The following is a 24,177-nucleotide window of genomic DNA, read 5'->3' as shown; positions in this document are numbered from 1 at the left end:
TGGTGCCGCGGATTCTTCCCTAGTCCGCGGCATACTCATAGTCGATGTAGCCGCGCTCGCCGCCCAGGTAGAACGTATCCTGGTCCGGCTCGTTAAGCTCGAGGCCCTCGCGCCAGCGGCGCACCAGGTCCGGGTTAGCGATAAGCTGGCGGCCCACCACTGCGGCGTCCACGTAGTCCAGCTCGATTTCGCGCTGGGCATCCTCCTTGGAGGTAATCGTGGGGAAACCATCATTCATGAGCACCTTGGTCACACCGTTAGCACGTGCCTTCTGTGCCAGCGTGGCGATGAGCTCGCTGTCCGGCTCGCCATGCAGCAGGGATACATAGGCCAGGTTCAGCGGTGCCAGGGCATCGAGCAGACCGCCGTAGGTGGCCAGCATGTCTTCCTGGTCGTCTTCGATAACACCCTGCACGTTGTGTGCCGGGGAGAAACGCACGCCCACGCGGTCGGCACCGATTTCCTCCACCACGGCGCGGATGACCATCTCTGGCAGGCGCCAGCGATTTTCCGGGCTGCCGCCGAATTCATCCTCGCGCTTATTGGCCGACGGCGCCATAAACTCATGCAGCAGGTAGCCATTGGCGCCGTGGATCTCCACGCCGTCAACACCAGCATCAATAGCCCGGCGCGCACCCTGGCGGAATTCATCCACGATGCGCGGGAGCTCTTCCTTCTTCAGCTCGCGCGGCACCGGCGCGTCCATCTTGCCAGCGAAGCCACGCACGGTTCCGCCCCAATCGAAGGCGCTCGGCGCCTCCGGGTTCGCACCGTCAATCAGGTCCGGGTGGCTCGTGCGGCCGCCGTGCATGATCTGCATGAACAGGGTGCCGCCTTCCTCATGCACGCGGTCTGCGACGGCGCGCCAGCCTTCTGCCTGCTCGTCGGTGACAATGCCTGCCTGGCCCGGGAACGCGCGGTTGGTCCACGCCGGGAAGGTTCCCTCCGTAACCACCAGACCAGCCGTCGCACGCTGCGAGTAATACTTCTGGTGCAGCTCGGTAGGGACACCACTTTCGCCTGCACGCTGGCGGGTCAGTGCCGCCATGGTGACGCGGTTATCTAGCTTGAATCGGCCAAGTTCCAGTGGTTCGAAAAGTGAAGTCATGCCCAGTGCAACGCGCAGCCAGGCTGCACTATTTCACCACTGTCAAAAGGATAATGACACCAGCGTGTATGCCAGCTTTACTCACCCAATAATGAGCGCTGGACAGACCGGCTCACTGTAGAAGCCTTACTAGCGCGGCTCTGCCGGGATCTCTTGGCCGGTGCTGCCGGCGGTTCCGGACGCTTGGGTGCCATCGCCAGCGTCGCTTCCGGCAGTGGGCGCAGTGCCGGCACCGTTGCCGGAATCGGTCCCGGCGTTATCTGCGCCGTTGGCGGCGCTCGGGGCGGGCGAGGCATTACCAGTAGCGCCAGTTTCCTGGCCACCGCCGCCACCACCGCTGCCGGCAGGCGTATCGGTCGCGCCAGCGCCATTAGAGCCTTGCGGGTTGGCGGTCTCCGTGGGAGCAGAGCTGTCTTCCGTCGGCTCGGACTGCGTGCCGGTCTCGGTGGTTTCGGGGGTGGGGTTGGTGGAGGGGGCGTCGGAAAGCTGCGAGGAAGAGGCCTCCGCGCCGCTATCACGCCAATGCTCGGGCGAAAGCCAGCCCGCATCCGCATTTTCGGGATTGCTTGAGGCCAGGGCCAAGGCGCCGACGACGAGCAGAGCCAGGATGAGGCCCGTGGTAGAGGCGCGGACCCGGCCGCCAATGGTGGCGATCTTCTGGAACTTGGAATTAGTCTCCAGCGCGCGCCAGATGCCTTGGGTGGGCTCGGGCTCGTGGTCCTCCTCATCCGGCAGCGCGGGCTTTCCGGGGCCATCGCTATCCGGGCCGTCCACCTCGGGCGACTGGTGCTCCGGCTGGGGATCAGGGCGCGATCCCTCCCCTGCCGCGGAGGCATCCTTGACGGATTCTTGTGCCGCAGCATTGTCGCCCACCGGAAGAAGCGGGCTCTGGATTTCGTCCAAGTCGGCCACGTTGTAGTGATCCCAGAACTCGGAAAGCAGCGCGGAGCGGATGGCGCGCTCCACTGCCCACTGGCGGGCGGGGTTTACGGTAACCAATACGCGGTAGGTCACGTGCCAAGACTGTCCGGCGGCCTGCGGGGCAACCAACTGGGTGGCCGGTAGAACCTCGAGCTCGCCATTGACGTCCACGGCGATGGACGGTTCTTGGATGGCTTGCTTGGAAATCGTGCGCACCCGGCGCGTGATTTCCGGCAGGGTCTCGCCTTCTTGCACCGGCACATCAAAGTTGACCACGGCGCGCGACCACTCCTGGGAGTAGTTGGTGACCGCGCCGGCCGAGCTATTGGGCACGGTGACCAGCTCGCCGGTGGGTGTGCGCACCTTGGTGGTGCGCAGGGTCAGCATCACCACGGTGCCTTCCACGTCAGTCACGCCATCGAAACTGACGTAATCGCCCACGCCAAATTGCTTTTCCGAAAGGATGAAAAAGCCGGAGAGAAAGTCCGCAATGATGGACTGGGCGCCAAAGCCCACGGCGGCCGAGACTATCGTCGCCGGCACCGCCGCACCTACCGCTGGCACGCCGAGATTGGTCAGCGCGGCCCAGATGATGAGGAAGTACGCTGCTGCCTGCACGATGTAGACCAGCGCACCGGTCAGCGCCAAGCGCGCCTTGGTGGCTTCTTCCTCTTCATCAAGGCGGTGCTCCATGATGCGGATGGCCAGCCTGCCGATGCGCGGGATCAAAATGCCTATCAGCAATAGCGCGATAAGCGGCAAGCCATGGTCAACAAAGAGGCTCCATAGCTCGTAGAAGTAATACTTCAGATTCATGCCTCTAGATTAGGCCGCGTGCCTGAAAACCAGATGCCAGTTGGCTGCCAGCAACCGTGCAAGCACCCGATGGATCGAGCGCGGATTGCCCGGCCCCTAGTCGCGGGAGTTATAACGCTTCATGAGACGGTCAATGAGCTCATCGGTAAGCTTGTCATCTTCCAAAATGGTATCCAGCAGGCGCTGCGATTCCTCGTGGGAGGCCTGCTCTTCCGCCTCATAGGAGTCACCGCTAAGGTCCACACCAAAGTCGGTGTTTTCGGTCTCCGCGGTCTGGGCGCTGAGCTGATCGACGTCCGATTCAAACGACTCCATAAACTCGCTGGCCTCCGCGGCGGCCTCTTTGCGACGCTTGCCCGAGCGCACTTCCTTTTCGATGCGGCGCTGCAGTGCGGCCTCCATCTGGCGGTGGCGCCACGAGCGCACGCGGTGCGGCTCCAAGCGGCGGCCCACCGCGCGGCTCTTATTCTCGGCCTTCTTGGCCAGCACCTTCACTTGGGCAGCGGTGTCATTAATCGGCGCCCATTCCTGGTAGGCCGGCACGCGCCAGCCGGCCCAGATGCCCAGTAGCGCCAAGAAGATGGAGACCAGCGGTCCGATAATCATGCCCACGGCCATCATGTCATAGTGGTGGCCCACCAAGACGATGATGGCGCAGGCCACGGCCGGGATGACCGTCGGCTGGTTATCGCCAAAGACGCTAGGCTCCCGCCCCATGACGATGTCACGAATCATGGACCCGCCCGTGGCGGTAAACACGCCCATCATGATGCACGGGATAAGCGGCAGCCCATAAGTAATGGCCTTCACGGCGCCGGTAGCGGCCCAGAGGCCGGACACGACGGCGTCGCCATGCGCTTGCAGATAATCCCAGGTCTTGCCCTTGAAGTAGACAAAGCGGGCAATGAGCGCGCCGGCAAAGGCCAGGTAGAGGTACTCCGGCTGGCTCATGGCCGCCACGGTGCCGCGGTTGATGAGCACGTCGCGCACCATGCCGCCGCCCAGGGAAGAAAACATCGCGATGAAGAAAAAGCCGATGATGTCATAGCCGCGCTTGCGCGCCATGGTGCCGCCGATGATTCCCATCAGCAGCACGCCGCTGATATCGGACCAGCGGTAGAGAGATTCAATGAGTGGATCCACTTCAACCATATGGTTATTAGACTTCACCGCCCGCCACCGCGCAATTAGCACACCCATATGCGCAGCCAGGCACGAGAAAAGGCGCCGGCCTTGCTTGCCGACGCCTCTCTCACCGTGGGGCCAGCGGGGCTCGAACCCGCGACCAACGGATTATGAGTCCGTAGCTCTAACCGACTGAGCTATAGCCCCACACAGATTGCACCGCCCACTAGGGCGATTCTCTGCCCTCAGAAGATTAGTCAAAGAGCGGCCAAAGACCAATTTGCCCCCTACCCTTTTGAGTATTTGTCCGTTTTCTACCCCCTGAGGGTAGACATTATTTATGCGCAAACTACTCTCTTCTCTCGTTCTCGTCTCTGCAATCACGCTTACTTCCTGCTCAGATAGCGGTAGTGACAACCCAAAGGCAAGCGACTCCAATAATTCCGCGTCCGGTGCACAGGCCGATGCGAAGTCCGCAATTGGAACGTGGAAGCAAGAGGACAGCGCTTCTGAAGAGGGCTGGATGGAAGCCAGCATCACCGATGACGTCATCACTATCGAATGGGTCATGGACAACGGCGAAAATCGCATGATCTACTGGATTGGCACCTTTGACGCTCAAGCCGCTGCATCCGGTGAGACCGTTAGCTCAAACCGCGATACCGTTGCCACCGCCTCTGAGTGGATGGCCGCTTCTTCCGATAAGAAAGATTTCTCTATCGATGACGACTCCTTAACTTTCAAGGTCGCGATTGAAGATAAGGAATTCACCACGCACATGAAAAAGGTGAAGGATGATCCGACAACCGTTAAAGAGCTAAAGAGCACAGATTTCAGCCAATCCTTCAAAGACGGAGTCCTGGATGTTCCAGCCGCCAAGTTCGAAATTACCGATCACCGTGTTGTTCAACCCGGTGAGCCCGGTAACGAAATAGGTGAAAAGCCACTTCTCGTCTTTAACTATGACGTAACGAACAAAACGGATGAAACCCTAACCACCACTGACTTCGTCGTGTACTTCACCGCCATTCAAGACAATGATCCGAATAAGGTAAACGAGCTCGACCTCGGTTCCTATTTTGATCCTGAAACTTCCGATACTCAGCTTGAGCAGATTAAAAAGGGAGGAACTGTCGCCGGAACAATAGCCTACGAGCTCGATGATTTAACCACACCTGTGGACCTTGTCGCGTCTAAGTCCTTCAGCCAAGACGAAATCGGCCGCCAAACTTTCGAGCTCGATTAACTGCCCGTACTCAACGCGAGTAACTCTCCCGTTCTGGCTACTGCAGAAGCCGAAGCCCGCTGAAATACAAGGCCTGAAGTGAGATCGAACCATTTTCACGCCCCGGCTCTGTCTGGCCGCACATGGCCGCTCCTTACTCTGCAGCAAACTCAGCAGTTCCCACAGCCCAATGGAGTGCCCTAGGGCTGGTCCAACCCTCCCCTATGCAAACGTTACCCCTGCTTTTACCTCCGGTTTCTCCACAGCATAGAATCATCAGTGACATTCACCCCGATGTCACTATTTCTGTGATGGGAGATACATATGGCGACACTAGATTCCCTTTTGGTGCCCGGCGCGGTGGAGCTGCACGGCGCCGCAGATAACTGGAGGCAGGCCATCCGGCTCGCGGGCTCGCTGCTGGAAGAAGCAGGCACAATCACCGCGGACTACACCGAGGCAATGGTGCACTCCGTGGAAGAAACGGGCCCCTACATTGTGGTTGCTCCTGGCTTCGCATTCGCGCACGCGCGGCCGTCAGAGGCGGTGAAGGAAACCTCCCTGTCGTGGGTACGGCTGGATAGTCCGGTGGAATTCGGCCATGACTCTAACGATCCCGTCGACCTGGTCGTAGCTTTCGCAGCGCGCAATGACTCCGAGCACCTGCAGGCGATGAAGCAGCTGGCAAAGCTGCTAGCCACCAAGCGCGACGAGCTCAATCGGGCGGAATCCGAAGAGGAACTGCGCGCGGTTCTCACCGCATCGACCTCGAGCAAGAAGCTGCCGGCGGCAAGACCGCAGGCAGCATCCGAGCCCCAAGAAGCAAAGCACACGGCTGCAGATTCTGTCGCATCCAAGGGAAAGATCCTCACGGTCTGCGGCAACGGCCTGGGAACCTCGCTGTTCCTTAAGAACACGCTCGAGCAGGTTCTCGATGAATGGGGCTGGGGACCGTACCTGAATGTAGAAGCCACGGACACCATCTCCGCCAAGGGTCGTGCGAGCGAGGCGGATTTCCTCCTCACCTCCGGCGAAATCGCGGCAACGCTTGGCGATGTAGGCGTTCCCGTCTACGTCATCCAAGACTTCACCTCTATGCCTGAAATCGATGGGGCTCTGCGCGAGCTCTATGACATCTAAGGAGCATCCTCATGGATTTTCTTCTTGCTATAGCAAACTTCCTTGTCAATGAGATTCTCTCCGTCCCGGCATTCCTCATTGGCATCATCACCGCGGTCGGCTTGGCCGCGATGGGGCGCGGCACTGGCAAAACCATCGGTGGCGCCATCAAGGCCACGCTTGGCTTCTTGCTCATTGGTGCCGGCGCCGGACTCGTCACCGATTCGCTCGAACCGCTCGGCGCCATGATTACGGGTGCCACCGGCGCGCAAGGCGTGGTCCCGACCAATGAGGCGATCGTAGGCATTGCCCAAGACCAGTTCGGCAGCCAGGTCGCCTGGATTATGATCCTCGGCTTTGTGGTCTCCCTGCTCCTCGCCCGCTTCACGCCCATGAGCTACGTGTTCCTTACCGGTCACCACGTCCTTTTCATGGCTACACTTCTCACCATGGTGCTCGCCCCTGCCGGGTACTCATCCTGGGTCGTCATCGCCTTTGGCGCGGCTCTGCTCGGCATCCTTATGGTCTCGCTCCCAGCCATTGCGCACCCGTTTACCCGCCGGATTACCGGCGATGACTCCGTTGCCATCGGACACTTCGGCACTGTGGGGTACTTGGCTGCGGGCGGCGTCGGCAAGCTGGTAGGCGGCAAGGGAAAGAAAATGTCGCCCTCTACTGAAGACCTGAAGCTGCCAGAAGGCCTGCGCTTCTTGCGCGATTCTATGGTGGCAACCGCGCTTTCCATGGCGTTGATGTACGTGGTGCTGGCTGTGCTGTTCATTGCCCGCGCCGGTTCGGAAGAAGCCTTTACCGCCTTCCCTGACGGCGCCACCAATGTGGGCAATTTCTTGATGCAGTCCGTCACCCAGGGCCTTCAGTTCGGCGTGGCCGTGGCCGTTATCCTCTTTGGCGTGCGCACCATTTTGGGCGAGCTCGTGCCCGCGTTCCAGGGCATCGCGGCCAAGGTCGTGCCCGGCGCGATTCCCGCACTGGATGCGCCCATCGTCTTCCCTTATGCCCAGAATGCAGTACTCATCGGCTTCATTTCTTCCTTCGTGGGCGGTCTGGTGGGCCTTGCCGTCCTTTCCACCTGGCTCAACCCAGCCTTTGGCGTTGCCCTGATTCTGCCGGGCCTCGTGCCGCACTTCTTTACCGGTGGTGCGGCCGGCGTTTACGGCAATGCCACCGGTGGTCGCCGCGGCGCGGCACTCGGCGCCTTTGTCAACGGCCTCATCATTACCTTCCTGCCGGCGTTCCTCCTCAGCGTCCTGGGTTCCTTCGGCTCCGCAAATACCACCTTCGGCGATGCCGACTTTGGCTGGCTCGGCCTGCTGCTGGGCTGGTCCATCCACGCCGACGGCGCTCTGGGCCTATTCTTCATTGCCCTTATCGCGCTGGCCATCTTGGCCTTGGGCTGGGTTTGCCAGCGCACGCTTGTCGACGCCCACTGGGACCCCTCCCCTCACCGCCCTGCGCCCACCAGCGCTGCCGGTGCCCCCGAGGGCGCAACCGCGGCTGCCACTTCTTCCGGCACCGCCAAGAACTATCCCAAGGTGCTACCGCCCGAGGGCGCCCCGGTTCCACCCGCGCGCATCGAGCGGTAACCCCCACACCACACCCCAAAGGGCGCTACAGTATCCCTATGCAGCGCCCTTCTTTATTCCCCGTAGCGTCCATCCTTCTCGCCGCTGGCCTCACCGTGAGCGCCTGCGGCTCCGGCTCCGATTCGAATAACAACTCCGCGCCGGCGAATGAGCCGGCCTTCTCCACCGCACAGGACAATAGCTCCGCCGCGGGCGAAGCCGAAGAAGAATCCGGCTCGGAGAAGGACACGAAACAACCCCGCACCGAAACGGTCACCAAAGAAGCTGAACCGGAGCAGCCTGCTCCGCCGGCCGGCGGCAACCACAACATCAACGCGGGCCAGATTGGCGGCTACTGCGGGACGTCCTCGTCTGGCGATTCCATCGACGCCGGCGATGCGACTTCCTGCGAATTCGCCGCCGCGGTCTTCGATGCCGCGATGCAGGCTAGCTACACCATGCGCTCGAAAGATCCCACGGTGACGGCGGTATACCACGCAGATATCACCGCCAGCAGCCCGGTGACCAAGCAGTCCTATAACCTGGATTGCCGCATGGGCAGCGACCAGCGGATGCTCACCTGCGAAAAGCCCGGCGATAAAACGGTGCGCGCCTCATTCCAAACCGCGGACAAAAGCGTGTGGACCAAGCGCGTGGCCACCACGAACTAACCGCTACCCAGCACTTGCCCACGCCGCCCACCAAGTCTGCCCCTACTCCAATGCCACCCGCGGCACTACGGAGGGTCACCGTGAGCGTCGTCGAAGACTAGCGTTCTTGCGTACAATCGGCGGACGTACAAAGACCCGATAGAAAAGGAGTCATCATGGACGCCGTTTACACCACCGAAGCACTCTCCACCGGCGCAGGCCGCGACGGCCGCTCTGTAGTCAAGGATTCCGATCTGGACTTCACCATGACCGCCCCAAAGGAGATGGGCGGCAGCGGTGAGGGCGCTAACCCGGAGCAGCTCTTCGCTGCCGGTTACGCCGCTTGCTACCACTCCGCGCTGAAGGCAGTGGCCAAGGACAAGGGCGTTGACGTGGAGAACTCCACCGTCGGTGCCCGCGTTTCCCTGGGCAAGAACGACGAGGGCTTCTACCTCGGCGTGGACCTCGAGGTCACCATCCCGGGCGTTGAGGATGACAAGGCACAAGAGCTTGCCGACGCCGCCCACCAGATGTGCCCTTACTCCAAGGCCACCCGCGGCAACATCGAAGTCAACGTTGGTGTTGCACAGGACTAATCCTTAGTCCTCTCCCCCATCCCACGCCGCGCTACTTTCAGCGCCGCGTGGGCATTTTTATGTCAGCTTGATTCTCTTCTACATCCCGTTTCAGAGACAAGCAACACTGTGGCAGGCTAAGGACTTTAAAGATACAGACGTGAGATTTTAGCGATTAGACCTCTGACTCAATCGTCTACATCTATAAGATCGACAATTCGTAATAATTAACATTCCCCCATGATGAACACCTACCGATTTTAAAAGCCCACTTCTCCATCGCCGCAAGTATCACACCCATAACCCTTTCACTCTCGACACGTCCTCCACACACTGCCCCCAGCCAAGCCAGTCAGGAAACCGCTAGACAATGTACGCCAGGAAAGTACCCAAATCGCCCTAGCTGTTCTCATGGCAAATGACATGAAACGGTAGCTACTTTTCACAACACAATCCAACGTCAGGCTTCCCAACCCACTTTCAAACTCACTACCTAAATCGCCTTTTCACACCACTGCTTCTGCCGCGCCAGACAAACACCTACCGTTGGTTACCGCCACCCTCACTGTCAATACCCCAGTGGTGGAACCCCGCCGTACCGACACCCCATATCAATCCCCATAATGCACCTAGTGCAGTGAACCAGATGCTGTTTTATGCCGGTAGCCACCGGGGAAAGACAAGCATTCACCCTAGATACACACCACAAAACCGCTAAGAGTCAGTCGCTTCAAGCGATTACAGGTCCCCACCCCAAAACATCTACGGCATTGAGTGAATGTTCCCACCCTTTTTACGAAACCTTTCCCACCGGAGGAATTCACTATAAAGATTCCCGAAAAGGACTGGTACTTACGGGCCGTTTACTACAACCACCGAGAGCCGCTTCGTCCGTTTTGCTGTCATAAAACGGGTTCCCAACAGAGAAGTAAGGCAGTCCACACTATCCGCAACCGCCACCAAACGAAAAGTTCATTCTTCCGAAGCCCCAAATTCCAGCAATTAAACCAACTTCAAATTAACGGAACGTGATTTACATTTCTTTACTCAGCCCATTGCGATCTGCATCATATCTTTGTATGGTTTATTTCACAAAGAACACCACATGAAAGGATCCATAAAATGGCGTCCTCCCCAATGAACTCCCCTCCCGCTAATCGAAGAAGACTTTCCACTTGGGAAGTAACGGCGATCTCTGTCGGCTTCATGGGACCGGTTATGGCCATGTCATTAAATGGCATTGGAGTAGCCGGCCTAGTCGGCAAAGCAGTACCCTTCGCATTCGCTGTTGCTTTTGCTGGAACACTTTTCGTGGCTTACGCATTTGTACGACTTCTCCAGAGAGTTACGCACGCCGGTTCGGTATATGCGCTAGCTGGAATTACGATTGGCCCTAAGTCTGGATTCTTTAGCGGCTTCGCGTTACTAGGCACCTATATTTTCATGACTACTTGTATTTTGGGTGCTTGCAGCGTTTTCTTTGAGGCAATGCTTCACGAACTGGGCGTTCCAGTTCCGCCAGGTATTTGGTTCCTCATTCCTATTATCATTTCTGGAGCGGGGCTATATTTGAATTTGAGAAACTCGTCTGCAGCGGCCCGTGTGACGCTGGCGATTGGGTTTATCGGAATAGTTGCGATGGTCATCCTCTCCATTGTCATCCTATTTCAGGTGACTAAAGGAACTTCCGGTTCCACTACTTCCCTTGACTTTCAATCGCTAACACCAGCTGGAAACTCTTGGTCAGCAATCATGACAGCGTCAGTATTCGCTTTTCTCTCCTGGGCAGGGTTTGAGTCAGGTTCGTCCCTTGGGGAGGAAACAGCAGATCCCAAACGCACGGTTCCACGCTCTTTACTCTTAGCTGTAATTATTGGCGGATTCCTCTACGTTTTCGTCATGTTTGCACAGGTCAATGGTTTTGGAACAGACCGGGAAGGTGTGGAAGCGTTCGCCGAGTCTTCGTCAACGTTGACGCAACTCGGTTCGATATACATAGGACAGTGGTTCTCGGTTCTAATTTCCGTAACCGCCTTCGCTGTTGCGTTCGGCGCGTTCCTCAGCTCGAGTACCGCCACCTCGAGACTCATTCACACCCTTTCCAGGGACGGGTTCGGTCCGTCAATTCTTGCCAAGCGCGATTCAATAACCTTTATCCCTAAGAGCGCTGTATGGGCTACAAACGCCATCGGCCTACTCCTTGCACTTGCCCTAGGAGCATCCGGTCAGTCCAGCGTAGAAATATATTACTGGTACGCAACTATTGCCACGCTCTGCATGGTCGTAGCTTATGGCATGGCCTCAGTTGGGGCCATCAAATACATCATGGAACCAGAATCGACTATACCCCGGTGGGAATCTATCTTTCCCATTCTGGCGTTGGGCTACCTCATCTACGTCTATTTCATTCAAGTTTTGGGCCAAGAACCGCCATACACCTATTTCCCCTGGATTTCAGGAATTTGGTGTCTTCTGGGGCTCATTATTGTTCTGGCAAATCCCCGTTTAACCAAGCAAATTGGCCAAAAGCTAACTAAGGAGGACATCGAATAATGTCTGCTACCCCAAATTCAAGCACCTTCACATTCCTCGCAACCAGTGATATCTCAGCCCGAACAAAAGGTCGCGCCGTCAGCACGAAAGATTTCAAAGAAGGCGCTAGCGTCGGCTGGGTGCCAGCAAACCTAGGCATCGGGCCTCTGGGCCACATTGTTAGTGATATTCCTTACGATTCAACCGGCGACATTCGCTTGCTTGCAGATCCCAAGTCTCTTTTCCATTTGAAGGGAATTCCGAATCTTCCTGACTTCAACCTGTGCTTCGCCGATTTGGTCAATAACGATGGTACAGCGTGGGAATCCTGCTCACGCACTTTCCTAAAGCATGCGGTTGAGGAGCTAAAAGATAAGCACGGCATTACTCTGACAGCTTCTTTTGAGCACGAGTTCACTGAAAGAAATACCACCGAATCAACTCACCCATTTTCGTTCTCGAGCTTCGTAGATGGGGAACCTGTTGGTGGCACAGTCTTCGACATCTTGGAGCAAGCCGGCATAGAACCGGAATGCTGGCTACCTGAATACGCACCCTACCAGTACGAACTCACCATGAAGCCGTCTGATCCAATCTTAGCTGCCGACCGCGCAATTCTGCTCAGAGAAATCGTGCGGACGTGCTTCAAAGCTTTTGACCGAGAGGTAACATTTTCACCGGTTCCGGACGCATCTGAAGGAGGATCCGGCGTACATGTCCACTATGGGCTTTACGGTCGTGATGGAGAAATCATTTCCTTTGATCCGAACAACCCAGGACGGATGTCTAAGATTGCTAGCCAATTCAACGCAGGAATCATTAAGTACGCCGCTCCAATGACTTGCTTGTTTGCTCCCCTAACCGTCAGTTATCACCGTCTAAAACCAAATAAGTGGTCAGTCGCACAGGCTTTCTGTGGGGAACAAAATCGAGAAGCCCTCGTACGAATCTGTCCTACTAATGAAATTGGTGACCGAAAACCCGACAGGCAATACCATTTTGAGTTTCGAGGTGGAGACGTCGGAGCAAATCCATGGATTCTGATGGGTATTGTCATACGAGCTGGCATGGCGGGAATCGCTGAAAATCTGGACCCTGTAAAAGTAGTTGTTGGTGAGGGGGCTTCGGAGGAAGAACCTCTTGATGGTCGGCCATTGCCTTCCACCCTGGAAGAAGCCCTTAGCATCTTCGAAGAAAACGAAGTTGTCCGTTCTTGGTTCTCTGACGCATGGGTAGAAACTTTTCTTAAGGTTAAACGAGACGAAATTGCCAGGCTAAAGGATAAGAGCATCGAAGAACAATGCGAGGTGTATGCCGATGTCTATTAAGAATTCCAATGAGTTGCTGCAGGCATTAGAATCTCTTCCATTGTTCGACCACCATTGCCATGGCATCGTTACCGAGCCACTTCAACGCCCCGAATTCGAAGAACTCATCTCTGAATCTTCGAGTCCAGCTACTTGCGGCACCACACGATTCGATTCACAGGTTGGCTTCCAGATTCGAGGCGCCTGTGCACCAATTTTAGGTTTGGACTCATTTTGTTCGCCCGATGAATACATCGCTAAACGCGCAACAATGGTGCCGGATATTGTGAACTCAAAGTTTCTCAAAGCCGCTGGCATCGAGACTTTTGGCCTCGAAACAGGCCACTCAGCGGACATCATCACGTCCCCAAGCGAGTTGCATCAGCTGACCGGAAAGGCGGTCCATGAGGTAATTCGACTAGAAAAGGTCGCCGAAGAGGTGGCTGAAAAGTTTCAAAATGAAGAAGGCAGCGATAAGGTGTCTGCCTTCCTCGATGAACTCGACGCCACTTTGTATTCCAGAGTCGAGAACGCAATAGGCGTCAAATCCATTGCGGCATATCGCATTGGTTTAGATTTCTCGCCCAATCGTCCTACCAAGGAAGAACTATCAAGATCGGTCGCCAAATTGCTGGCGCAGGATGGAAAGATTCGTCTTGCGGATAGCACTATCATTCGATACCTTCTCTGGTTCGCTATCGACACTGCTCAAGTAATACAGCTCCATATTGGATACGGTGATGATGACGTGGATCTTCATCAATGCAATCCACTGTTACTCACCGAACTCTTTAGGAAATCAATCGGCTCAGGTGCGCGCTTTACGTTGTTGCACTGCTACCCATTTCATAGGGAGGCCGGTTACTTAGCGGATGTATTTCCACATGTCTATTTCGACGTGGGGCTAGCAATTAACTACACCGGTGCCCGCGCTCATGCAGTAATTGCTGAATCTCTAGAAGTAAGCCCTTTCGGAAAGATTCTTTTCAGCTCCGATGCGTTCGGGCTCCCTGAACTGTACTACTTAGGAGCCAAGTTGTTTCGCGAAGGGTTATCTCGGGTCCTGAACAATTTTCACAAAGAATCAAACTGGCCCCTGGAAGAATGCCACCGAGTAGCACGGATGATCAGTTACGAAAATGCTGCACGCCTTTACAAAGTAGAGTAGGAGCGCCGGATTCATGAATGAGGAATTGAAAGACCTATCTCGCCAATGGATGGATGAATTTCAAAAGAATGCTCCCAAAGCGATTGCCCTCAGAAGGACCATCCACCAAAATCCGCAACTCAGCGGTGAAGAGGGGCCAACTAGAGAGCTTATGCTAAAAGAACTGGGCATCCACTTTGATCCCGTTGCAAGCACGGGCGCAATCGGCCGTGTCGGCCCAGCAACGGGGCCGAGCATTGGCATGCGCGGCGAGTTGGATGCATTGCCAGTGTCCGAGAACACAAACGTCGAATGGTCGGCTGCTTCCGACAAAATGCATGCGTGCGGTCACGACGTCCATCTCGCAGCTCTAGCAGGTGTCATCAACGCAGCTAAGAAATTAGATCTTCCTTTTGGATTAGTCCCCATTCTCCAACCACGAGAAGAAACCTATCCTTCAGGAGCTCTCGACATCTCTGAATCCGGTCTATTAGAAAGCCATGAAGTTAACCATGTTATAGGTGCACATGTGCACCCAGCTATTCAACTCGGCTCCATCGCGGCAGGCTCAGGATTCGTCAATGCCGCTGCAGGTGAGATCGAGATAAAAATAGTCGGTAAAGGCGGGCATGGAGCTTATCCTCACAAGGCTAGCGACGTAGCCATTCCCACTGCCCAAATAGCGCTAGGGTTATCCGAAGTAGTACGCAGGACTAGCGATCCCATGAGCCCGGCTGTGGTAAGCATAGGTAGCTTGTCCGCTGGACAAGGTGCGGCAAACGTTCTGCCCCAATCCGGTACCATCTTCGCAACGATTAGGAGTACAAGTACGGAAAAGAATAACGCGCTCGCGAGCCAGATCGATCAGTTCGCAACCTATACCGCGAAAAGCCTAGGTTGCTTTGCCAAAACCATATACACGCCGGGCGAACCAGCTTTGGTCAACTCCAGCTCTCTAGCCGATAAGTTCGAGTCCTATGCTGCGGCGGTTGACATACCTGTCGCAGAAACCATGCGGTCACTAGGAGCAGATGACTTTTCCTATTACGGAGAAAACTGTCCGTCTTTGATGTGCTTCGTTGGCGTCAAGGAGGGAAACACGCCTTCACTTCACGATGCCGAATTTTTGCCGCCGGACGAAGCAATTACTTATGTTGCTAAAGCCTTTATCACTGGCTATGTAGCCGCAGCAGATAACCTCATGGAGACTTAATGACCTACAGCATCACTGAGCAAATTAACGCTAAATTTCCTTCCCTCTCCCAAGCAGAAAAAGATGCTGCACGGTGTTTTCTGAACAGCTACCCTTGGGTCGGCCTTAAGACCGTCCAACACTTTGCTAGTCAAGCGAATGTCAGCAGCGCAACAATAGTTCGTTTTGTACAAACCTTGGGGTTCAAAGGCTTTAAGCAATTTCAGAACGCACTGATGAATGAGACTTCTGAACGGGATGCATCTCCGCTTACCCAGGCGGGGGATGAGTTCAGAAACTCATCTAATGCTCTCTTAGAACAAACTCTCAATCAAACGGCTGCAGCTTACCTGCGCGGAATTGAAGCGACGTTTAAATACGCAAAGGAGGACGATTTAGAAAGAATCGTTGCCCTCTTCTCTAATCAACAGCACCGCATAATTTGTCACGGCGGAACATTCTCTTGGGTATTAGCTCAGCATCTGGTTGCTCAGCTCAGCCTCTTCCGAGGCAACCAAATAGCTTCACCTCTATCCGATCTCCCTTTAATTGAATTAATTAACCAAACTTCCGCTGATGATGTTTGGGTTTTCTTCGATTTCCGGAGATATAGTCCGCGATCAGAACAAATTGCCCGACTAGCCAAAGAAAATGGAGCCATCATTGTAATAATCACAGATAGGTGGATTTCCCCTGTCGCCGCATATAGCGATGTATCGTTAGTAACTCGAGTTGAGGCATTCGGCCCATCTGACACGCTTGTTCCTGCATTTGCTCTAGTTGAGGCAATTTGCGAATGCGTTTCTCGGAGGATTGGAAAAGCTGGAATTCAGTATCTCGAGTCTTTCGAAGCCCTTCGGAAAGAACTCTGCTAGAACTACTCGCTCACCAAGGCATCTAAGGCAGTTAGGCCTACAACTTTCCTCGCAGTTTCGTTCCATAGAAGTTTTCCCTTGAAGTTGCAGGTAAGCACTAACCGGCTTTAACTTCCTGAGCTTCAATGCTAGGAGAAATCAATACCATTTAGCGGAGACAAGTCTATTTGTCACCGTTCAAATCTACGATTCCGTAGTATGCAGAATGCGATTTAACCGCATCGCTCACGTCGTGATTGACCGCAAACGAGGCGTCCAGACCCTCGAAGCCGATCGCCTTCCTGCCGCCCATCACTGCAGGATACAGTCGACCTAGAACCACGTCATTGTGGGAGTGATAGTTGTGAACTACACCAGATGGGGCTTCACCAACAGAATCCCACGTCGTATCTTGACCAATTGCCGCGCCTAGAAGATGCACGGCTTCAACGCGCACTTCATTTTCAGTCCCGGCAGCGCCTGCTAGCGCAGGAGCAAGGTTGAGCATGACACGGCCACCCAAACTATGGCCGACGAGCACCACTGATTCTAGGTTGGAGCGCTGAATAATTGCCGCGAGCGTCATTGCTGTCTTATTTGCACGGTTAACCGCAACCGTCCACGGGTTCTTGACCAAGTCCAGGGCGCCTAGGGCAAAGCCAGCAGGCGTTGCCTTCTTGGCCAACTTCTTTCCGGCGTGTTTGACCATGCCCTTCAGCACGGTGCCGCCGGCGAGACCAACTCCCGGAGCTAGGAAACCGGCAAGCTCCAGCATTTCCTTGCTTCCCCACGTCACGAGATAAATCGGAGAATCAGGGTAGGCGGCTTCGACCGCCTTAACTTCGGTACGCCAATCGAGCTTTTTCTCAGTGGTAAAACCACGTGCGATCAAGACGGGCGTACCGCTCCCCTTGCGGACGCACTGAATATCAAAGGAGTCATCCTCGCCAATATAAGAATTAAGCGCCTTTACGCCGTATGCGGAGCCAAGCAGTCCACCAGCAGCAGCGACGACCATGCTGCCGCCAGCCATACCTAAACCACCAGAAGCCAAGGAGCCGAAACCGAGCGCTGCCAGACCAGCGTTTTGTGCTACTGCGCCAGAAAAGCCTAGGAACGTAGTACCTACCGCACCACCGACCATGGGAGCTGCCAGCAATCCACCGGTAGCGCCCAAGGCTAGAGTTGCGATGCCAGCGGCCGCCAGCTTGGCTGCACGACCAACATTGGCTGCCTTGAATTCGCCGGAGCTCACGCCACTGGGTGAGGTCAGCAATGCGATGGTCGAGGCGCTCAAAATCAGGGACTTGGTGGAGGTGTTCTGCGCACACGGTCGGCAAAGCCACCAGACCGAGGCCGGCGGCGGCGAAGTTATCGCACTGGGGCACGGTGCAATGGAACGTCGCCGAGCCGCAGTTCTCGCACACGTACAGGGATTTAGTCTTGCATTTCCGGTGGGTGGACTTGGTCAGGCAGCGGGAGCACCAGCCTTCCTCGGTGGCGTCACTAAGCGTGTCCATGAGCTCAGCCAAAGTGGTAGCCAACTTTGCAGAAGCAATGGCTTGCTCCCTTAGCTCTTGGACTTCTCCCTCGTGGCGCTTGACTGCGCGCTTTACCGCATTAGCAGCGAAAACTCGTTGGTCGTCCGGGCTAATAAACTCGTTATTGAAACTGAAATCTGGGCGACATTTACAACCGAGTTCTACGACCGTAAGCGCTGGCCAACCCGTGATGCCGCACGCAAGGCCGTTGTTTACTGGATTGAAGTAGTCTACAACCGACGGCATCGGTCCACCGCACTCGGGATGGTCGGCCTCGTCGACCTTGAGAACCACATTGGTCTAACCACCAGTAGCAAAGAAATAGCTGCCTAACCACTAGGTAGCTCCACTACGTGTGCACGAATTTCGGTTAACCCCAAGGACGATTCAAACTTTCCAGGTCCTGGCCTAGGCTCGTCCGATCGTTTTTCTTTTCCCTCTAAAGACAAAGGACACCCTGCACAGGCGGGCATCCTTTCAACTTTAGGTTTCTCTATTCGCAGGCGACGCCGTCACCGTCTCGATCCAAATTCGAGCTATAGCCTGGTTGGCCAGCGTACAACGGCGCCACACCTGCCGCGCGAGCGGCTGCACAATTAGGGTAATAGCTAGCGGCTCCACCATCACCGCCAGCAGATTCTCCACCGCCATTATTGATTGACTGCTGTTGAATCACGGGCGCAGGGGCAACGAATCCGTGCATACCACCATCAGCATCCGGATCGGCATCCACGTTCACATCTACTACTTCTTCTGCCGCTTCGGCAGGACTTACTTGCGGATCTAGCGTTGGCTCCTCAAAATCAACTGGCGCAGTAGATTCCGGTGCTTGATTTAGCGTCGAGCTTTGGACACTTTCAGAAGCGGTAGTAGTTACCGTTGCGGTTTCTCGGACTGTAGTAGTTTCAGTGCTCTTCGTTTCATCGGCGTCGGAACATTGACTGAGAAGAGACGAAACGACAAAAAGAGCAGCGATACTGCCTACAATTTTCTTACCGGAGGCCATAATTTTCCCCAAGAGATGAGAGTGTATTTAATTGACACTTCAACTATAGCTTCGAGCGGCTCTCCCACCTATTTACATACACGTGATTTAGAGCTCATTTTTTCGCTACCCTATACATTTTCCCACTCTGATGAGTTTCTGCCTGAATAGCTTTTCACCTCGTGGTCGGGACTTCCCCAAACCCTTACTCGACCTGGCCCCGATACTTCTCCAGCAGAGCCTCCAAGTCAGCGAATAGAGCCGGACCTTACTTCGAATGACGCAGTCCGAACTCGACGCTGGCGGGAATAAAGCCGGCGGGATTGCCGAGGTCGTGGCGGATACCATTATGAACCACGACGTGACGGAGAGCCCCTCGAAGATCAGGAGGTCGATGGCGTCGGTAACCTGCAGCTACCTGCCCTTGCTGGGAGCATTACGGCACAGGGCGCTAAGAATCGCACGGTCTAAAAGGTAGCACCCCGTGGCCACCAAATTCGACGACGCGTCCTAGACCACAGGCTTTTCTACCATGCCCACAACCTTCTTCCCCCGATCATCGTCGGTGGCCTCCACATCAAAGGCGCCATAATTCGCCACCTGCGACGGCTCCACCTCCACCGCCAACAACACCGAACTGCCATGCTCCTGGCCCACCCGAATCATCTCACTCATGACGACGTTGAACGCAATAGCGCTATCCGGAAGTATTACCGCGGAATAATGCTCATCAACATCTAAGATTTCGCCCGCATCCTCTTCTATCCCTTAGCCCCGTCCCCATGTGCCGCAAGGCCATGTTTTACATCACAGTGCCCTATTGGAACTTTATGCAAACGAGGTTTGGGCTTTCCAGCAGCTGAATTCTCAACCCGTTATCTACGACGATTACTTCTTTAGCGCCCCTAATTCACGGCTCCGCCTCCTCGTCGAGGTACATCACCAAAGCAGACCCCCAAAACGTCCCAAACCGCCTTCCGATACTTTGTTCTCAGACCGAAGGCCCCCACCTTAATGGCCAAAATTCCACCGAACCCCAGACACCAGACAAGCTGCCAGCTCTAATCCTCTCCCCTCTTCCTAGCTCCTCTGCGCTCGCGCCTTCGAGCACGTTTCGCTTTGCGAATGTCGACGACCCAACGCGGAACAAAAGGCCACGGAAGCGGGATCCCGAAACCACCCGTCATCCCGACAGCTCCGATAAAAACAGATGCCATGAGCACAACCCGCAGCACTGAGTCGACAAACTCAGGAGGGTTCATGCTTTCGACCAACCCTACGACACCGCCAACACCCATAATTAGCGAGCAGTAAGGATAATAGAAGAGGACGCCATCATTTGCTGCACCTTCCCAGGCGCTTTCGTCGTACCACTCTTCTGATCGGGGATACCTCCGCACGACTAGGATGTAATAGGTCCAGAAGAGCACCGCGACAAGCACTAGCCCGACGTATACGAGCAGCTCGGTAATATCCGCGTCCATAGAATATGGCCTCCTGTACCTGCTGGTGTCGGTATGCAATAAGACGCTACCAGCGCCCACTGAGTAAGGCATGAGACTAAACAAAATACGTCTACAGAAAGCACACCGGCCACGGAGAAACTTATAGGCCCAAACATTTGTCGCGCCTATAGTCTTGCGACCTCAAGGCCTTTAGCGTGTCCGACTTCCGCAGCATCCGCGCCGCACAGACGCCCCGCCTTCGCGCTGCTCACCATCGAGTCTTCTGCTACAGCCTCGCTTGCCGACGCCCCTTTCCACCCCGCCCACAACGCCCCAGTACTTTTGAGCCGCAGTCCGCGCCACGCTCGCCCGCGCAGTGGTGCACGATGTGGCCTGCCTGCCGAACGACCACACGTCGCTTAGCGCTGCCTCCCGCATCCCCCCTTCATCCGCACCGGCGCACCGCCCTTCCATAAGGCGGCCGCCCTGCGTCCGGAGAGATTCTGGTCCGCAGAGAATACCAACGCCGGCGAATCGAAACTCCGCAGCCTCAGCCAAGCATTGGCCGCGCCGCGGGAGCTCGTTAAGGCCGGGGCATAAATGGAGCGGGCGCTTAGCGACGCCTCCCCCAATCCCCTCAATCCCAATCCTGAACCCGAGATTGCCCACATTTCCTCGCCTTCACTCGAGCCCCTAATGAAGTCCCATTCGCGGTATTTCATGGGCAAGGTTGAGGTCCCGGCCAGCTCTGCCTTCTCCGACGTCTAGTTTCGCTCCAGCCGGTAGTATTTATAGTCGCTTCCAAGTCATGGAACAATGCCGGTCCGTACTTCGAGTGGCAGAGACCGAACTCGACGCTGGGGGAATGAAGCCGGCGGGATTGCCAAGGTCGTGACGTGTGCCATCATGGACCACGACGTGGACGGGGTGACCTTCGGAAATGAGGAGATCGATGGCGTCGGTAAGCTGCAGCTCCCCGGCCTTGCCGGGAGTGATACGGTGAAGGAAGCCAAAATCGCGCGGTCCAAAAGGTAGCGCCCCGTGGCCACCAAATTCGACGGCGCAGCCTCAACCGCAGGCTTTTCCACCATGCCCACAACTTCTTCACCCGATCATCGTCGGTAGCCTCGACATCAAAGGCGCCATAATTCGCCACCTGCGACGGCTCCACCCCCACTGCCAACAACACCGAACCGCCATGCTCCTAGCGCACCCGAATCATCTCACTCATGGCGACGGTCGGCTCAATAGCATCATCAGGAAGCATGACGCAAAATAACCCTCATCAGCATCCAACGCCGACTCAGCCAATGCGACAGCCCGCCCCAACCCCACAGGCTCATCCTTACCCCGTGCACGCAACAGTGCCACCAAAGCAGGAGACTCATCGAAGTGCCGCCGCATCTCTTGCTTGCTTGGCGGCGCCACAATCGCTAACCTTCACGCCTACACGGCCGCGGCTTTTCCCATTGCTCGCTGACCACAGGAACTAGGTCCAAGACCGCAACTAGTGCGAAACCAGAACATTCCACCGCAGAGTTCACACTCGCCTGTCCCCTGCCACATCACCGGTGGTCACTTATTACACAGGAAGATCATGGCGCAAGGTTCGCTCACCATTCGATTTTTGTTTGAAGAACTTCACCGCAGATACCCCCATTCGCGTAGCTCGCGACCATGATTCCGATCCAGGCAAATTCCTTTGGAAGGTCTCCTCAAGGTGCACGTTGTCACCTGGACGGAGGTTGTCGATGGATATGTTGATTGGTCCGCCGTATTCCGCGCCGTCTATCGCGAACATCGGCTTCCCATTAACTACGACTGCTAGCTGTATGTAGTTCTTCCCAGCCGGATTTGTGTACGGCTGGTGGACTCGAAAACAAAGAGTTCCCCTCATCTTCACAGCGTGCACAAAGACGCGCATCCGATTTCCTACCTGCAATGTGTTCGTCGGCATTCTGAAAGATTTCTTGATTTCGACGTCGCAAAGATGATCGCCTTGAGGACTTACAACCTCGGCAGACAAAGGCGCACGACCGGAGCCGTTGTTGAGTTGTTCCCTCTTTAATTCGCGCCACTCAGAGTAAAGCGTTTCCTGGGAATTAACTGGATAGCGGTTGAGCTCTGGGGCGTTCCTTTCAATTAAGTCGCGGACGACAAGACTGTTACGGACTTCCTGCTCGTCGAATGCTGCCATCAAGTCTCTTACTCGGCGGATACCCGCTGGGACCCAAGTATCAAACGCTGCATCAAGTTCGTTATGAATCTCCCCGAGCCATTTACCATGCCTGAATTCCCAATAGGTAAGAGCACCGCGGCCGTATCCATAAAGATTCGAGTCATAGCCCAATGCTTTCAGGCGTGAAGTAATATCCGCCGGAAAATCACCCTGGCACTTCTCTACTAAAGCGCCAAAGGACAAATTAGAATTGCCCGTTCGTGAAAGCTCGATGGCATTTCCGCGAATGTTGAGCCACGGCCCTTCGAATGCCCTTCTATACGAAGCCACCAAGCGCTTCCCGTGGCTTCCCACGGTGTTATTTTCGAGGAGGTGCTCTAGTTGGTCATCCACTTTTTCGAGTGACTCCATATTAAAATAAACATGGTCCTTAAAGTCGCACGATGAAAGCATCTGGCGCACGATCGACTCGTCATTTTCCATGGTGCGGCCAAAGAAGGTGCCTCGCTGTGCTAGGCCTTCCCCTCGTTTTGCGAGGCCGTAGGTGTATCCGACAATACGGTCCCAGTACGGCTTAGCCATTGCAAGCACAACTCTGCTATCAACTCCACCGCTGATGGAAAATGCAATACGCGAATAGCGGTCGAAGTACTGTGCTTGCACTGCCCGCCAAACTCGCTCAATCTCTGCATATTTGGATTCCGAATCCCACCCATAGAAGGGATTAGCTTCTCGCGGATAAAAGCGAACTGTTTCTCTCTCGTCCCAGTTCAGTTTGTGATTAGGGAGCACATGTCGCACGTTCTTGTACGGTGTTAAATCCGCAGCCCACTGATACTTTGCAACGCGAGCTTTTTCGAGCGAACGCGAAAGCAACTCATGCGGTGAAACTTGGTTCAAAAGATTCAAATGCGAAGCCGCAACTGATTGATCAGCTGCGTAGTACACCGTTCTGTTTCCGATTGCGTCATTGTAAATCCAGGTATTCCCGTGGAGGTGCAAAACGATAAGATAACGACCACACATATAATCGAGCTCGTCTTCAAACAAGGCGATTGACTCTTGAGCCAGATACAAGAAGCGGCGCGCCGAAGAGTCATCTATTCCGTCCTCCGAGCCCGAAGCCCAGTGCCCCCGAATGATCAAAAAATCTCCATTTTCAGCAGAGGCTTGATCTTCATCCACAAAGCTATCGCTCCACCACCAAAGGCCATTTGGCAATGCTCGCTTTTCAAAATGCGCGATAGGGCCAAAGTCCCTGTTGGACAATACGAAACCACTGGCAAACGGAACGTTTTTCTGAGTCATGCATGTAAGTTTAACTTGAAGGACGGTCCCTTCGTCGAGTTCCCCCGCGGATCAGCTCCATTTAAAATTACGTTGCTGAACTGCTCCACGGCTCGCGTTTACTTCGCTGAGCGCAACAGCTCACCACGAACCCACCGGAGTTTCACCGCTTCTGGAAACCCGACGAATTGGAACAGCTTCGCTTGCTTGGCAACGCCACTGACGCCTACTCCGAAGCCTCTTATCCGCGACCTATTCTTGTTGGTCCCGAAAAGGCCGACCATGCTTCGGTAATGATCCTTGCAGGCCATGGTATATCAACGGGCTTATAACGAAAGTTTAGAAGATTCAGTTGCGGACTTCCGTTGCTGTCTCTGGGATCAGAAAGTCGTGGTGTTGGTTCCAGAGTTTCTCAGTTACTGGCTGCGAATTGAAGCAAGAGCTCTGAAGTCCATTTGACCAACTTAATCCCAGCTTTGTCGCCCGCTGCTTATCCATCTCCGCCCCATCAAAATGGGCTTCTAAGGCAAATACCTTTGCGGTAACCCAACCGAAGTGCCGACCTCCACTGAGCACACTCTGATTG

General features: G+C 55.4%; 20 protein-coding genes, 1 tRNA gene and 1 pseudogene. 12 read left to right on the top strand and 10 right to left on the bottom strand.

The features are described 5' to 3' along the window. Positions 1-19 precede the first annotated feature (19 nt). From QP909_RS00175 to QP909_RS00160, 4 genes are all read right to left on the bottom strand, one after another. Positions 20-1,108, bottom strand: a complete 1,089-nt coding sequence (locus QP909_RS00175; RefSeq protein ID WP_284765704.1) for an alkene reductase — start codon at positions 1,106-1,108, stop codon at positions 20-22. Positions 1,109-1,237: 129 nt separating this feature from the next. Next, entirely contained in the window at positions 1,238-2,845 is a 1,608-nt protein-coding gene (locus tag QP909_RS00170; RefSeq protein WP_284765703.1) for a mechanosensitive ion channel family protein, read from the bottom strand. Positions 2,846-2,941: 96 nt separating this feature from the next. Further along, positions 2,942-3,997, bottom strand: a complete 1,056-nt coding sequence (locus tag QP909_RS00165; RefSeq protein WP_284765702.1) for a TRIC cation channel family protein — start codon at positions 3,995-3,997, stop codon at positions 2,942-2,944. Between the two features lie 106 nt (positions 3,998-4,103). Continuing rightward, a tRNA-Ile gene (locus QP909_RS00160) sits at positions 4,104-4,177 on the bottom strand. Between the two features lie 133 nt (positions 4,178-4,310). Here QP909_RS00160 and QP909_RS00155 point away from each other — a divergent pair. The 10 genes from QP909_RS00155 to QP909_RS00110 all read left to right on the top strand — a co-directional run bounded on the left by QP909_RS00155 (position 4,311) and on the right by QP909_RS00110 (position 16,175). Further along, entirely contained in the window at positions 4,311-5,216 is a 906-nt protein-coding gene (locus QP909_RS00155) for a DUF5067 domain-containing protein (RefSeq protein WP_284765701.1), read from the top strand. A 303-nt stretch (positions 5,217-5,519) separates the two neighbouring features. Then, positions 5,520-6,335 (top strand): PTS sugar transporter subunit IIAB, encoded by an 816-nt coding sequence (locus QP909_RS00150; protein WP_284765700.1) that lies wholly within the window; start codon positions 5,520-5,522, stop codon positions 6,333-6,335. An 11-nt stretch (positions 6,336-6,346) separates the two neighbouring features. Next, a complete protein-coding gene (gene ulaA / locus QP909_RS00145; RefSeq protein WP_284765699.1) occupies positions 6,347-7,918 on the top strand; it encodes a PTS ascorbate transporter subunit IIC in 1,572 nt (523 codons plus the stop codon). A gap of 38 nt (positions 7,919-7,956) precedes the next feature. Next, positions 7,957-8,568, top strand: coding sequence for a hypothetical protein (locus tag QP909_RS00140; RefSeq protein WP_284765698.1), 612 nt, complete (start codon positions 7,957-7,959; stop codon positions 8,566-8,568). 155 nt (positions 8,569-8,723) lie between these two features. Beyond that, the gene (locus QP909_RS00135; RefSeq protein WP_005328206.1) at positions 8,724-9,143 is read left to right on the top strand and encodes an organic hydroperoxide resistance protein; all 420 of its coding nucleotides are present in this window, start codon (positions 8,724-8,726) and stop codon (positions 9,141-9,143) included. A 1,101-nt stretch (positions 9,144-10,244) separates the two neighbouring features. After that, entirely contained in the window at positions 10,245-11,675 is a 1,431-nt protein-coding gene (locus QP909_RS00130) for an APC family permease (protein ID WP_284765697.1), read from the top strand. Then, complete coding sequence (locus tag QP909_RS00125; RefSeq protein WP_284765696.1) at positions 11,675-12,982, top strand: type I glutamate--ammonia ligase; 1,308 nt, start codon at positions 11,675-11,677, stop codon at positions 12,980-12,982. Before QP909_RS00130 ends, QP909_RS00125 begins: the two co-directional genes overlap by 1 nt. Then, on the top strand, positions 12,972-14,129 hold the full coding sequence (locus tag QP909_RS00120; protein WP_284765695.1) for an amidohydrolase family protein: 1,158 nt from the start codon (positions 12,972-12,974) through the stop codon (positions 14,127-14,129). The genes QP909_RS00125 and QP909_RS00120 overlap by 11 nt, the downstream gene beginning before the upstream one ends. Positions 14,130-14,142: 13 nt before the next feature. After that, on the top strand, positions 14,143-15,321 hold the full coding sequence (locus QP909_RS00115) for a M20 metallopeptidase family protein (RefSeq protein WP_284765694.1): 1,179 nt from the start codon (positions 14,143-14,145) through the stop codon (positions 15,319-15,321). Next, the gene (locus tag QP909_RS00110; protein WP_284765693.1) at positions 15,321-16,175 is read left to right on the top strand and encodes a MurR/RpiR family transcriptional regulator; all 855 of its coding nucleotides are present in this window, start codon (positions 15,321-15,323) and stop codon (positions 16,173-16,175) included. The genes QP909_RS00115 and QP909_RS00110 overlap by 1 nt, the downstream gene beginning before the upstream one ends. Positions 16,176-16,338: 163 nt before the next feature. Here the strand turns inward: QP909_RS00110 and QP909_RS00105 are convergent, their stop codons facing one another. Continuing rightward, positions 16,339-17,451: a DUF726 domain-containing protein gene (locus tag QP909_RS00105; RefSeq protein ID WP_284765692.1), complete on the bottom strand. Its 1,113-nt coding sequence runs from the start codon at positions 17,449-17,451 to the stop codon at positions 16,339-16,341. Positions 17,452-17,746: 295 nt separating this feature from the next. On the opposite strand from QP909_RS00105, the gene QP909_RS00100 reads away from it, so the two are divergent. Next, complete coding sequence (locus QP909_RS00100; protein ID WP_284765691.1) at positions 17,747-18,028, top strand: hypothetical protein; 282 nt, start codon at positions 17,747-17,749, stop codon at positions 18,026-18,028. A gap of 160 nt (positions 18,029-18,188) precedes the next feature. On the opposite strand, the gene QP909_RS00095 is transcribed toward QP909_RS00100, so the two are convergent. The 3 genes from QP909_RS00095 to QP909_RS00085 form a co-directional block, all read right to left on the bottom strand. Further along, positions 18,189-18,701 (bottom strand): excalibur calcium-binding domain-containing protein, encoded by a 513-nt coding sequence (locus QP909_RS00095; RefSeq protein ID WP_284765690.1) that lies wholly within the window; start codon positions 18,699-18,701, stop codon positions 18,189-18,191. A 489-nt stretch (positions 18,702-19,190) separates the two neighbouring features. Beyond that, on the bottom strand, positions 19,191-19,355 hold the full coding sequence (locus QP909_RS00090; protein WP_284765689.1) for a hypothetical protein: 165 nt from the start codon (positions 19,353-19,355) through the stop codon (positions 19,191-19,193). A gap of 386 nt (positions 19,356-19,741) precedes the next feature. Next, positions 19,742-20,164 carry a hypothetical protein gene (locus QP909_RS00085; RefSeq protein ID WP_284765688.1) on the bottom strand — a complete coding sequence of 141 codons (423 nt, stop codon included), beginning with the start codon at positions 20,162-20,164 and terminating at the stop codon, positions 19,742-19,744. Positions 20,165-20,725: 561 nt separating this feature from the next. Here QP909_RS00085 and QP909_RS00080 point away from each other — a divergent pair. After that, complete coding sequence (locus QP909_RS00080; RefSeq protein WP_284765927.1) at positions 20,726-20,893, top strand: hypothetical protein; 168 nt, start codon at positions 20,726-20,728, stop codon at positions 20,891-20,893. Here the strand turns inward: QP909_RS00080 and QP909_RS00075 are convergent. Together QP909_RS00075 and QP909_RS00070 are read right to left on the bottom strand one after the other, a co-directional pair. Beyond that, positions 20,844-21,565: pseudogene (locus QP909_RS00075) on the bottom strand (sugar phosphate nucleotidyltransferase); the annotation flags it as partial. The gene QP909_RS00080 and the pseudogene QP909_RS00075 overlap by 50 nt on opposite strands. A gap of 142 nt (positions 21,566-21,707) precedes the next feature. Continuing rightward, positions 21,708-23,612 (bottom strand): asparagine synthetase B family protein, encoded by a 1,905-nt coding sequence (locus QP909_RS00070; RefSeq protein WP_284765687.1) that lies wholly within the window; start codon positions 23,610-23,612, stop codon positions 21,708-21,710. Positions 23,613-24,177 lie beyond the last annotated feature (565 nt).

The sequence above is a fragment of the Corynebacterium sp. MSK195 genome (assembly GCF_030228885.1).
GTDB lineage: Bacteria > Actinomycetota > Actinomycetes > Mycobacteriales > Mycobacteriaceae > Corynebacterium.
Note: the sequence above shows the minus strand (reverse complement) of the source record. Positions and strands in the feature narration are given on the sequence as shown.